Origin of the sequence: Kitasatospora sp. NPDC017646, assembly GCF_044329365.1 — a bacterium.
Lineage (GTDB): Bacteria > Actinomycetota > Actinomycetes > Streptomycetales > Streptomycetaceae > Kitasatospora.
On sequence record NZ_JBIRJC010000034.1, the window covers coordinates 59,139 to 69,820 of the forward strand.

11 protein-coding genes are annotated in these 10,682 nt (G+C 72.9%); 5 read left to right on the top strand and 6 right to left on the bottom strand.

Annotated features, from left to right (window positions below):
• Nucleotides 1-138 precede the first annotated feature (138 nt).
• Both ACH4J0_RS33625 and ACH4J0_RS33630 read right to left on the bottom strand, forming a co-directional pair.
• Nucleotides 139-714, bottom strand: a complete 576-nt coding sequence (locus ACH4J0_RS33625) for a TerD family protein (protein ID WP_396244770.1) — start codon at nt 712-714, stop codon at nt 139-141.
• A gap of 146 nt (nt 715-860) precedes the next feature.
• Nucleotides 861-1,358 carry a hypothetical protein gene (locus tag ACH4J0_RS33630; RefSeq protein WP_396244771.1) on the bottom strand — a complete coding sequence of 166 codons (498 nt, stop codon included), beginning with the start codon at nt 1,356-1,358 and terminating at the stop codon, nt 861-863.
• 116 nt (nt 1,359-1,474) lie between these two features.
• On the opposite strand from ACH4J0_RS33630, the gene arfB reads away from it, so the two are divergent.
• Nucleotides 1,475-1,906 carry an alternative ribosome rescue aminoacyl-tRNA hydrolase ArfB gene (arfB, locus tag ACH4J0_RS33635; RefSeq protein WP_396244772.1) on the top strand — a complete coding sequence of 144 codons (432 nt, stop codon included), beginning with the start codon at nt 1,475-1,477 and terminating at the stop codon, nt 1,904-1,906.
• A 59-nt stretch (nt 1,907-1,965) separates the two neighbouring features.
• On the opposite strand, the gene ACH4J0_RS33640 is transcribed toward arfB, so the two are convergent.
• Nucleotides 1,966-2,493 (bottom strand): flavin reductase family protein, encoded by a 528-nt coding sequence (locus ACH4J0_RS33640; protein ID WP_396244773.1) that lies wholly within the window; start codon nt 2,491-2,493, stop codon nt 1,966-1,968.
• A 367-nt stretch (nt 2,494-2,860) separates the two neighbouring features.
• Here ACH4J0_RS33640 and ACH4J0_RS33645 point away from each other — a divergent pair, with 367 nt between their 5' ends.
• Nucleotides 2,861-4,651: a diguanylate cyclase domain-containing protein gene (locus tag ACH4J0_RS33645; protein WP_396244775.1), complete on the top strand. Its 1,791-nt coding sequence runs from the start codon at nt 2,861-2,863 to the stop codon at nt 4,649-4,651.
• A 188-nt stretch (nt 4,652-4,839) separates the two neighbouring features.
• The gene (locus ACH4J0_RS33650; RefSeq protein ID WP_396244776.1) at nt 4,840-5,826 is read left to right on the top strand and encodes a hypothetical protein; all 987 of its coding nucleotides are present in this window, start codon (nt 4,840-4,842) and stop codon (nt 5,824-5,826) included.
• A 64-nt stretch (nt 5,827-5,890) separates the two neighbouring features.
• Here ACH4J0_RS33650 and nagA read toward each other — a convergent pair whose 3' ends face one another.
• Both nagA and ACH4J0_RS33660 read right to left on the bottom strand, forming a co-directional pair.
• Complete coding sequence (gene nagA, locus ACH4J0_RS33655; RefSeq protein ID WP_396244778.1) at nt 5,891-7,072, bottom strand: N-acetylglucosamine-6-phosphate deacetylase; 1,182 nt, start codon at nt 7,070-7,072, stop codon at nt 5,891-5,893.
• Nucleotides 7,073-7,217: 145 nt separating this feature from the next.
• On the bottom strand, nt 7,218-8,171 hold the full coding sequence (locus tag ACH4J0_RS33660; RefSeq protein WP_396244779.1) for an ROK family protein: 954 nt from the start codon (nt 8,169-8,171) through the stop codon (nt 7,218-7,220).
• Between the two features lie 345 nt (nt 8,172-8,516).
• Here ACH4J0_RS33660 and ACH4J0_RS33665 point away from each other — a divergent pair, with 345 nt between their 5' ends.
• A complete protein-coding gene (locus ACH4J0_RS33665) occupies nt 8,517-9,755 on the top strand; it encodes an extracellular solute-binding protein (RefSeq protein ID WP_396244780.1) in 1,239 nt (412 codons plus the stop codon).
• A 42-nt stretch (nt 9,756-9,797) separates the two neighbouring features.
• On the opposite strand, the gene ACH4J0_RS33670 is transcribed toward ACH4J0_RS33665, so the two are convergent.
• Nucleotides 9,798-10,142, bottom strand: a complete 345-nt coding sequence (locus tag ACH4J0_RS33670; protein WP_396244782.1) for a cupin domain-containing protein — start codon at nt 10,140-10,142, stop codon at nt 9,798-9,800.
• 122 nt (nt 10,143-10,264) lie between these two features.
• Here ACH4J0_RS33670 and ACH4J0_RS33675 point away from each other — a divergent pair, with 122 nt between their 5' ends.
• Nucleotides 10,265-10,492 carry a DUF3263 domain-containing protein gene (locus ACH4J0_RS33675; protein WP_396244790.1) on the top strand — a complete coding sequence of 76 codons (228 nt, stop codon included), beginning with the start codon at nt 10,265-10,267 and terminating at the stop codon, nt 10,490-10,492.
• Nucleotides 10,493-10,682: the final 190 nt, after the last annotated feature.

Here is a 10,682-nt window from a genome sequence, read left to right on the forward strand (position 1 = left end):
CGCCGTCGCCGGCCCGGCCGGGGGGCCGGGGGCGGGGGGGGGGGGGCGGGGGGCGCGGCGGGGGGGGGGGGGGCGGGGGGCGGGGCCCGGGGCCCCCCCCCCCCCCCCCCCCCCGGGGCGTTTCCCGGCTGTGCGGCGTCAGATCTGGACGCCGAAGTCCTGGGCGATGCCCGCCAGGCCGGAGGCGTAGCCCTGGCCGACGGCGCGGAACTTCCACTCGCCGTTGTTGCGGTAGAGCTCGCCGAAGATCATCGCCGTCTCGGTGGCGGCGTCCTCGGAGAGGTCGTAGCGGGCGATCTCGGCACCGCCGGCCGCGTTCACCACGCGGATGTAGGCGTTGCGGACCTGGCCGAAGTTCTGGCCGCGGGTGACGCCGTCGTAGATGGTGACCGGGAAGGTGATCTTCGCGGCCTCGGCGGGCAGTCCGGACAGGTTGACGTTGATCGACTCGTCGTCGCCCACGCCCTCGCCGGTCCGGTTGTCGCCGGTGTGCACGACGGTGTTGTCCGGGGTGCTGGTGTTGTTGAAGAACACGAAGTGCGCGTTGGACAGCACCTTGCCGTCCGCGTTCAGGACGATCGCGCTGGCGTCCAGGTCGAATTCGGCGCCGGTCGTGGTGCGGACGTCCCAGCCCAGGCCGATGCTGACCGCGGACAGGCCGGGGGCCTCCTTGGTCAGCGAGACGTTGCCACCCTTGGAGAGGCTCACTGGCATGGCGATTGCAGTCCCTTCGTTCGCTTTTCCCGGGACAACGCAATACTCCGACGGCTTGGTTCCGTGGATCCCGTGAATTCTTCGTGAGGTGTCAAACCCGGGCAAAGAACGGGCAAAGTGGTGGTCGGGCCGACCGGTTCCGGGCGTCAGACCCGGGGGAAGCGGCCCTGCAGCGTCCAGATGTTCGGGTTGTCGGCCAGGTCCGGGTGCATGTCGAACAGGTCGGCGAGGGTGTCCTGGAGGAAGTCCCGGGCCTCGCGCCGCAGCTCGCTGTGCCGCACCACGGCGGCCGGCTCGTCCCGCAGCCAGGTCGCGGTGATCTCGACCCAGTTGAAGCGGCGGGCGAAGCGCAGCAGCTCGGTGTTCTGGGTGAAGTCGAGGTCGGCGGTCTGCACCCGGGCGGCCCGGGAGCCGTCCGGGTCGCGGTCGAGCTGCTCGACGATGTCGCACAGCGCCCAGGCGAAGTCCAGCACCGGTACCCAGCCCCAGCGGGTGGAGAGCTCGGCGCCCTCGGCGTCCAGGTAGACGTCGCCGCAGAAGAGGTCGTACCGCAGCGAGCGCACGGGGGCGGTGCGGTAGTCGGTCTGCGGGGGGTCGGGGAAGCGGTTGGACAGGGAGTAGCCGAGCTCGATCACGTACGCCATTGTCGGGGCTCGGTGCGCGGGTGGATAACCGGGGCCCGCCCCGGGTGCCCGGAGGCGGGCGGGCGGATCACGGATAACCGGGTGACCGGGCGGGGCGCGCGCGGGATGATGGGCCCATGTCCGAGCCCATCCGCGTACGGGGGTCGGTGGTCGTCCCCGACGCCGAGCTCGTCTGGCGCTTCTCGCGATCCTCCGGCCCCGGCGGCCAGCACGTCAACACCTCCGACTCCAAGGTCGAGCTGCGCTACGACGTGGCCGCCTCGAAGGCGCTGCCCGAGGTGTGGCGCACGCGCGCCCTGGAGCGGCTGGCCCACCGGCTGGTGGACGGCCGGGTGCTGGTGATCCAGGCCTCGGAGTTCCGCTCGCAGTGGCGCAACCGGGAGGCGGCCGGGGCCCGGCTGGCGGCGGTGCTGGGCGAGGCGTGCGCGCCGCCGCCGAAGGCCCGGCGGGCGACCCGGCCGAGCCGGGGGATGGTCGAGCGGCGGCTGACCGACAAGCGGCACCGCTCGGAGCTGAAGCAGGGGCGGCGGTCGCCGCGCGGCGAGTAGCCCGGCCCGCCGGTTCGGCGCTGTCCGGTTCGGCGCTGCCCGGTCCGGCGGTGCCCGGTTCAGCCCAGGGCGCGGTAGCCGCCGCGGAAGTAGAGCAGCGGTTGCCCGCCGGGGGTGGGGACGGCGGCCTCCAGGACGCGGCCCACCAGCAGGATGTGGTCGCCCGCGGGTATCCGCTGTTCGGTGCGGCACTCGACGGTGGCCAGCGCGCCCTCGATCAGCGGGGCGCCGGTGTGCGCGCCGCGGTGGTGCGGGGTGTCCGCGAACAGCAGCCGGTCGCTGAGCCGGCCCCTCATGGCGAAGCGGGAGCCGAGCGTCTTCTGCCCCTCGGCGAGCACCGAGACCGCCCAGGTGTCGTTCCGGGAGAGCACCTCGTCCATCCGGGAGTCCTCGCGGACCGAGATCAGCACCAGCGGCGGGTCCAGCGACACCGAGAGGAAGGAGGTGGCGGTCATGCCGACGTCCTCGCCGTCCTCCTCGTCGTGGACGGTCACCAGGCTCACGCCGGCGGCGAGCTGGGAGAGTGCTGCCCGGAACTCGTCGGGCGTGGCGTGGGGAGCAGCTTCGGGCTGCGGGGACGGATGCACGTACCGCACGGTAGTCGTCGCTCGCCGGAAACGGCATCGGACCGTGGTCGTAGGACCACCGGCCGCGCGACCGGTCCGGTCGGACCGCACTCACCCCCACGAGTGAAGCAGGGGGACCGGCGGGCGCAGTGGGCTTCAGCGCGCGGTCCGTGCGGTCGACCACGAGAAATGTTCCGATAGCGCTTTATGTCCCGCTATGGGGCGGATGAACTGATTAAGGGTGCATTAGTCTCGTGTGATTTAAGTCACAAGTGGCGGCCTATTGCTGACCGAGCGTGCCGAACGCTGTGCTCCCTGTGATTCAGTTCTTCTGGCAATCGGACGATAACCAATCAAGAACTATCCGAAGCAGCCGGGGAGCCCCCGCATGGAAGCCGAGTCGGAGCCGTACGTCCGTCTCGCGACCCTCCGCACCTTGCACCGGGTCGTGGCGGACCTCAACGCTGCCCGCAGCCTGGCGGGCACGCTGCAGGCCGTCGTCGAGGGCGCGGTGCACGGACTCGGCTTCGACGCCGCCGCGGTCAGCCTGGTCCGGCCGGACGGCGACCTCGTGGTGGCGGCCGTCTGGGAGCTGGAGGAGAGCCCGATGGGCGGGCCCTCGGTGCTGCTCGGCCAGGTCGGCTCACGCGAGTCCTGGGACCGGCTGCTCGGCGTCAGCGACCACTGGGGCACCCTGCGCTTCCTCCCGTACGACCGCGGCTGGGCCGTCGCCAGCGACATCCCGCGCTGGATCGGGGACGGCCCACTGCCCGTCTACGCCAACGACTGGCACCCCGCCGACGGACTGCTCGCCCCGATGTACAGCGCCGGCGGCGACCTGCTCGGCGTCCTCTCGGTGGACCGCCCGCGCAGCGGCAAGCGGCCCGGGGCGTGGACCCGCGAGGCGCTGGAGATGTTCTCGCTCCAGGCCTCCATCGCGATCGGCAACGCCCGGCTGCGGGCCGAGATGCAGCGGGCGCTGGCCCGGCTGGAGAAGGAGCAGCAGGCGCTGCGGGCCAGCGAGGAGAGCTTCCGGCAGGCCTTCGAGTACGCGCCGAGCGGGATGGCCATCACCGAACTGCACGGCGCCGGACGCGGCCAGCTGACCAGGGTCAACGACGCGCTGTGTCGACTGCTCGGCCGCCCCCGCGCGGTGCTTCGCCAGCAGAGCTTCGCCGACCTGGTCCACCCCGAGGACCGCGCCCTGTTGGAACGCACCAGCGCCGAGAGCGGCCGGGCTGAGCTGCGGCTGTCCCGGCGGGACGGCGGCTACCAGTGGGTCTGCCTGCGCAACTCGATCGTGGCGGACGCCGCCGAGGGCCCCAGCTTCCTGCTCACCCACGTCGAGGACATCGAGGACCGCAAGCGCCACGAACTCCAGCTCGCCCACCGGGCCAGCCACGACGCGCTCACCGGCCTGCCCAACGGCGCCGAGCTCAAGGCCCGGCTGGCCCGTCGGCTCTGCGCCGAGCCCCAGCCGGTCGGCGCCGCCGCCAAGTCCGGTGAGGCGGGGTTCCCCCAGCCCTACGGCTACCCGGCCGACTCGTACAGCGCGCACACGGCGCACGAGGGGCTGGAGGGCGGCGACCCGTACACCGGGCCGGTGCACGGCTACGGGTCGGTCGAGGGCGGCCCGCCGCCCGGACTCGGAGCGGGCTACGGGGAGCACGTGCACGCCGTGGTCCCGGCCGAGTACGGCCCGGGCGGCGAGGCCTGGTCCGCGCCGTTCCGCTCTGGGCCGGCGGCGCCGGTGGACAAGGGGCTCGCCGTGCTCTTCTGCGACCTGGACGGCTTCAAGTCGATCAACGACCGGTTCGGGCACAACGCGGGCGACTCGGTGCTGGTCGAGGTCGCCCGGCGGCTGAGCGGTGCGGTCCGGGACGGCGACACGGTGGCCCGGCTCGGCGGCGACGAGTTCGTGGTGCTGGCCGACGGGATCGGCCGCGAGGAGGCCAAGGACCTGGCCCACCGGCTGCGCAACGCGATCATCCCGCCGATGCGGATCGACGGACGGGCGATGCGGGTCGGGGTGAGCCTCGGGATCGGCTGGGCCGGCTGCGGGATGAGCATCGAGGAGGTGCTGCACACCGCGGACGAGCGGATGTACGACGAGAAGCGGGCCCGGGGCGGCGCGGTGCGGGGCGCGCGGGGCGAGCGCTCGCACCGGCGCGCGGGCTGACGGCGGCCGCCGGGCGGTGGCGGATCGGTCGGGTGCCGACCACTCGGGGACGCGCAGGTTACCCACGGGTTGTCAAGGGCTCTTTTCCCGCTGTCAGGTACGGCAGGTAGGGTGCGCGGTACGACAGCGTCCATGATCTGCGCCGCCCGCAGCGCGGCGGCGCGCACCGGATGGGGGAACAGACCACCGTGACGACCGCCGGCGACAACGGAGTGCCCGAGGGCCAGGGGGGCGGTGCCCCACAGGACGACGACCCGTTCGGCTACCTCTACCGCCCGGCCGACGGCTCCACCGGACAGCCGGCCGAGCCGCAGCAGGGAGTTCCCCGGACGCCGTACAGCCGACCGATGGAGGTCGGGCGGGCGCAGTACGGCCCGCCGCGCGCCCAGCCGTCGTACGGCCAGCCGGGCATGGCGCAGCCGCCGTACGGCCAGCCGGGGGTGCCGCCGCAGGGCCCGTACGGGCAGCCGGGCGTTCCGCCTCAGCAGGGCGAGTACGGCGGGACCACCCAGCAGTCCCGCTACGCCGAGCACTCCCGGCCGCAGCCGGGGGACGAGCGGCCGAGCAGCGGCCGGAGCAAGGGTGCGGTGATCGGCGCGGTCGCCGTGGTCGCGGCGATCGCGATCGGTGCCGGGATCGCGCTCTCCACCGGGGACCCGGACGGCGACAAGGGCGCCAAGGGCACCACCACGACCGCCGCGCCGCCGGCGCCCACCACCCCGGCGGGCAGCACGGCCAGCGGGACGGCCTCCCCCTCGGCGAGTGCCGGCGCCACCAACGGGCCGTCGACCGAGGACGCCGGCCAGTTGCAGGGCCAGAACGCGCCGTCGGGCAACAGCGTCAAGGGCGCCAAGTCCGCGGACGGCAGTTACCTGACGCTCCAGCAGGGCGGTTCGGTGACCTGGAACGGCCAGGTCGCCACGGCCGGGACGTACAAGCTCACCGTGCACTACAACAACGCCGGGGCGGACGTGAAGGGCGCGGCGTCGGTCAACGGCAAGGACTGGCCGAACGGTCTGACGTACAAGAACTACTCGCCCGGCAAGGACCCGGCGTCGTCCTGGTACACCACCTGGATACTCCCGCAGTTCCAGGCCGGGGCGAACTCGGTCAGCTTCACGGTGCCCTCCGGGCCGATCCTGATCGACCAGATCACCGTCGAGCCGAGCGGCTGAGACCCGTCCCGCAGACGTCAACGGCCGCCCGCCCCTTCGGGGGAGGGCGGCCGTCGGCATCCGCTCAGACGGACTTGACGGTGGGGAACCTGTCGCCGCCGAGGACCCAGCGGCCGTGGCGCATCACGGCGACCAGGTCGTAGCTCGAAGAGTCGACCACGACCAGGTCGGCGAACTTGCCGGTCTCCAGCGAGCCGATCGAGTCGGCGAGGCCGAGCAGGCGGGCCGGGGCGGCGCAGAGCGACTCGACGGTCTGGCCGAGGGTCAGGCCGTTGACGGTGACCGAGCGTTTGAAGGCCACGTCCAGGGTGAGGGTGGAGCCGGCGATCGCGCCGCCCTCGACCAGCCGGGCCACACCGTCCTCGACCCGGACCTGGAGGGGGCCCAGGGGGTAGAGGCCGTCGCCCATGCCGGCGGCGCCCATGGCGTCGGTGATCAGGGCGACGCGGCGGGGGCCGGCGGTGCCGTAGGCGAGGTCGAGGACGGAGGGGTGGAGGTGGACGCCGTCGTTGATGAGCTCGACGGTGACGCGCTCGTCCTCCAGCAGGGCGACGATCGGGCCGGGGGCGCGGTGGGCGATGGCGGGCATGGCGTTGAAGAGGTGGGTGGCGACGGTGGCGCCGGCGTCGATGGCTTCGAGGGTGGTGGTGTAGTCGGAGTCGGTGTGGCCGACGGCGGCGATGATGCCGAGGTCGGCGAGCATGCGTACCGAGTCGAGGCCGCCGGGGAGTTCGGGGGCGAGGGTGACCATCCTGGCGTGGCCGCGGGCGGCGTCGACGAGCTTGCGGACCAAGGCCGGGTCGGGGTCGCGCAGCAGGTCGGGGCGGTGGGCGCCGCAGCGGCTGTGGGAGATGAACGGGCCCTCGAAGTGGATGCCGGCCAGGATGCCGTCCTCGACCAGCTCGGAGAGCACGGCGGCCTGGCGGGCGACCTCGTCGATCTCGCCGGTGACGGTGGAGGCCATCGTGGTGGTGGTGCCGTGCTCCAGGTGGGTGCGGGCGGCGAGCAGGGCCTCCTCGGCGATGCCGGAGGCGTAGGAGGCGCCGCCGCCGCCGTGGACGTGCAGGTCCACGAAGCCGGGGACGACGGTGTGGCCGGTCAGGTCGAGGTCGCCCGGCTCGCTCTCCCCGCCGAAGCCTGCGATGCGGGATCCCTCGACGGCGAGGCGGTCGCCCTCGACGACGCCGCTGGGCAGGACCAGTCGGGCGCCGGCCAGGGCAGTACGGTCACGGTCCGCGGTGGTCACGCGGTCACCTCCATTTGTCGGGAAGGACGTCCCGGATCTTCGAATGCGCCGAGCGCTGTCGCGACGCTGCTGTTGGTGACCTGCCCGTGGGCGGCGGTCAGGGCTCGGCCGCCGTGAGGCTGCGAAGGCCGGGCGGGGAGCCCCCTCATGCGGGAGGGGGAGGAGTCGCGGAGAGCAGATCCCAGGCGAGGAGACCTGCTCCCAGCGATGCCGCGGTGTCTTTCAGCATCGCGGGTACGACCTCCGGGGGCATCTGGAAGGTCAGCCGCTCCCGGACCGCCGTGCGCAGCGGGGTGAAGAGCGTGTCGCCGGCCTCGGCGAGCCCGCCGCCGACGATCACCGTGGACGGGTCGAGCAGGCTCTGGGCGAGCACGATGCCGTCCGCCAGGGCGTCGACCGCGTTCTGCCACACCGCCCGGGCGCGGTCGTCCCCGGCGTCCACCGCGGCGGCGCAGGAGGCCGCGTCGGCGTCGGGGTCGCCGCTGGCGTCGGCCCAGGCGCGGGAGACGGCGGAGGCCGAGGCCAGCGTCTCCAGGCAGCCGCGGGCGCCGCAGCCGCACCGCGGGCCGCCCGGGCGGACCACGACGTGGCCGATCTCGCCGCCGTAGCCGTGGGCGCCGGACTCGATCCGGCCGTCGATGCCGATGGCGCCGGCGATGCCGGTGCCAAGGGCGACGAACAGGAAGCGGTCGACGCCCCGGCCGGCTCCGAGCCGGCCCTCGGCCAGACCGCCCGAACGCACGTCGTGGCCGAGCGCCACCGGCATCGCGGGGCCGTCGGGGGCGGCCAGGCGCTCGCCGAGCAGCTTGCGCATCGGGAGGTCGCGCCAGCCGAGGTTGGCGGAGAAGACCGCGATCCCGTTCTTCTCGTCGATCGTGCCCGGGACGGCCACGCCGGCCGCCACCGGGGCGGCGCCGAGGCGGGCGCGGCCCTCGTCGGCCAGGTCGGCGGCGAAGTCGAGGATGGCGGTGACGACGGCGTCGGGGCCGTGCTCCCGCCCGGTCGGTCGGCGTGCTTCGAACAGCACGGAGCCGTCCTGGGCGAGCAGCGCGGCCTTCATGCCGGTGCCGCCTACATCGAGTGCGATGACGTGCTTCACGGAGGACAGTTTCCCTTGGTCGGGTGGAAGAGGTCTAGTCCAGTTGTCGGATTGGTCTGGTCCATACTGGGTGAGCTTTGTCTCGGCTGCGGGGGGTGTGCGGGGCTTTGTGCCGGGGGCCGGGCGAGGGCCCCGTTCACCCTTTGTTGCGCATCGTGCAATGAACCGGGGCACTTCGGTAACTACTCGGCGGGTGGGACCGAATGGTGTGGACCAGTGGACGAGCGGTTTGGCAGTCTTGCGCTCCCCCCTGCCGGATTCCCTCGTCCGGCCGTATTTCCCCCGAAGGCGGTACCCGCGTTGGACAGGCGCGCCCACGTTTCCATCCGTGTGCTCGGAACGGCGTTGGCCGGAGCACTGGTGCTCACCGCGGTCAGCGCGTGCAGTGGGCAGGGCAGCGGGCCGGTCACGCTCAAACTGGTCGCCGCGGACTACGGGGAGAACGCCGAGACCAGCTCCAAGCACTACTGGGACGAGGTCTCCAAGGCCTTCGAGGCGGCCAACCCCGGCATCAGGGTCCAGGTCGAGGTGGACAGCTGGACCGACATCGGCAGGAAGGTCGACGACATGATCGCGGCCGGGAAGACGCCGGACCTGCTGCAGACCGGCGGGTTCGCGGACCAGGTCGCCGCGGACCGGCTGTACCCGGCCGCCGACGTGCTCTCCATGGACACCCAGGCCAAGTTCATGGACAACTTCTCGCACGCCGGGCAGGTGCTGGGCACCCAGTACGGGATCCCGTTCGTGTCGTCCTCGCGCGTCCTCTTCTACAACAAGGCGGTCTTCAAGCAGGCGGGGATCAGCCAGCCGCCGACCACCTGGAACGAGCTCCGCGCGGCGGCCGAGAAGATCAAGGCCAAGGTGCCGGGGGTGACCCCGTACGGGCTCCCGCTGGGGCCCGAGGAGGCGCCGGCCGAGTCGATGCTGTGGACGCTGAGCGGTGGCGGGAGCCTCTCCGACGACGTCGGCAACTACACCATCGACAGCGACCAGAACCAGGCGACGTTCAGCTGGCTGAAGAACAACCTGGTGAACACCGGGCTGACGTACCCGGACCCCGGCAAGATGAACCGCACGCCGGTGTTCCAGGACTTCGCGGCCGGGAAGGTCGCGATGCTCAACGGGCACCCGACGCTGCTGCGGATGGCGTCCGCCGGGAACATCGACTTCGGGACGGCGCCGATCCCGAAGAAGGACGGCGTCGGGCGGACCGGGAGCCTCGGGGTCGCGGACTGGATGATGGCGTTCAAGGCCAACGGGCACAAGAACGAGATCAAGAAGTTCCTGTCCTTCGTCTACACCAAGGACTACCAGCTGAAGTTCGACGAGCAGTACAACCTGCTGCCGGTCACCCAGGACGCCTTCGGCCAGATGTCCTCGGACCCCAAGCACGCGGACCTCAAGCAGTTCGCGGTCGGGCTGACCAATGCGAGCTTCTACCCGTTCGGGGACCCGGCCTGGGGCGAGGTCAGCAACCGGATCAAGGCGGGGATCGGGCAGGCGGTGACCGGGGACCCGAAGCAGGTGCTCGGTGGGCTGCAGGACGCGGCGGTCAAGGAGGCCGCCCGGGTCCGGAAGCAGTAGGACCCGGGCGGGGGCTCCTGGGTTCAGCGGGGGCTTCCGCCGTCAGGGAAGCGTGATCGCGTAGGCCTTGCGGAGGGTCTCGTGGACGGTCCAGGTGGTGCGGTCGCCCTCGCGCAGGACGGCGCAGTCGCCGGGGCCGACGGTCAGGGTCGGGCCGCCGTCGATCTCGATGGTGGCCCGGCCGCTCAGCACCACGAACATCTCGTCCGCCTCGACGTCGGTGACCACGCCGGGGGTGATCTGCCAGATGCCGCGCAGCTGGCGGCCGTCGGGGGACTCGCTGAGGACCCTCCCGGTCACCTCGGGGGTGCCGGAGACGATCTGTGACGGGTCGAGGGGTTCGGGGGTGAGGTCGGCGGCGGGGATGTTCAGGGCGAAGCTCGTCATGAAGGCGACCGTAGTTGCCGCGCGGGTGGGTGTGCGGGGCGCAGAGTGTGTCGGGGTTCGGCGGGAGAATGACACTCCGTAGGTCCGTGGGGGATGCGCGGAGGTGGGTTTCGGTGGGCGAGCTGGGTGAGCTGAGTGAGCGGGACCGGGCGGTGCTGGCGCTGGAGGGGCGGCAGTGGCGGACGGCGGGGGCCAAGGAGCGGGCGATCCGGGAGGAGCTGGGGCTCTCCTCCACTCGGTACTACCAGGTGCTGAACGGGTTGCTGGACCGGGAGGAGGCGTTGGCTTTCGCTCCGGTGTTGGTGAATCGGCTGAGGCGGGTTCGGGAGGCTCGGCGGGCGGCTCGTTGACGAGGGGGTTGGTGTTTGGGGGGGGGTGGGCTTTCGGGAGGGTGGGTGGCCGGGGGGGGGGGGGGGGGGGGGGGGGGGGGGGGGGGGGGGGGGGTGGGGGGGGGGGGGGGGGGGGGGGGGGGGGGGGGGGGGGGGGGGGGGGGGGGGGGGGGGGGGGGGGGGGGGGGGGGGGGGGGGGGGGGGGGGGGGG

Excerpts from the sequence above, each read along its gene's own strand:
- ACH4J0_RS33625 (WP_396244770.1), bottom strand. The coding sequence starts at position 714 with ATGCCAGTGAGCCTCTCCAAGGGTGGCAACGTCTCGCTGACCAAGGAG.
- ACH4J0_RS33630 (WP_396244771.1), bottom strand. The coding sequence starts at position 1,358 with ATGGCGTACGTGATCGAGCTCGGCTACTCCCTGTCCAACCGCTTCCCC.
- arfB (WP_396244772.1), top strand. The coding sequence starts at position 1,475 with ATGTCCGAGCCCATCCGCGTACGGGGGTCGGTGGTCGTCCCCGACGCC.
- ACH4J0_RS33645 (WP_396244775.1), top strand. The coding sequence starts at position 2,861 with ATGGAAGCCGAGTCGGAGCCGTACGTCCGTCTCGCGACCCTCCGCACC.
- ACH4J0_RS33670 (WP_396244782.1), bottom strand. The coding sequence starts at position 10,142 with ATGACGAGCTTCGCCCTGAACATCCCCGCCGCCGACCTCACCCCCGAA.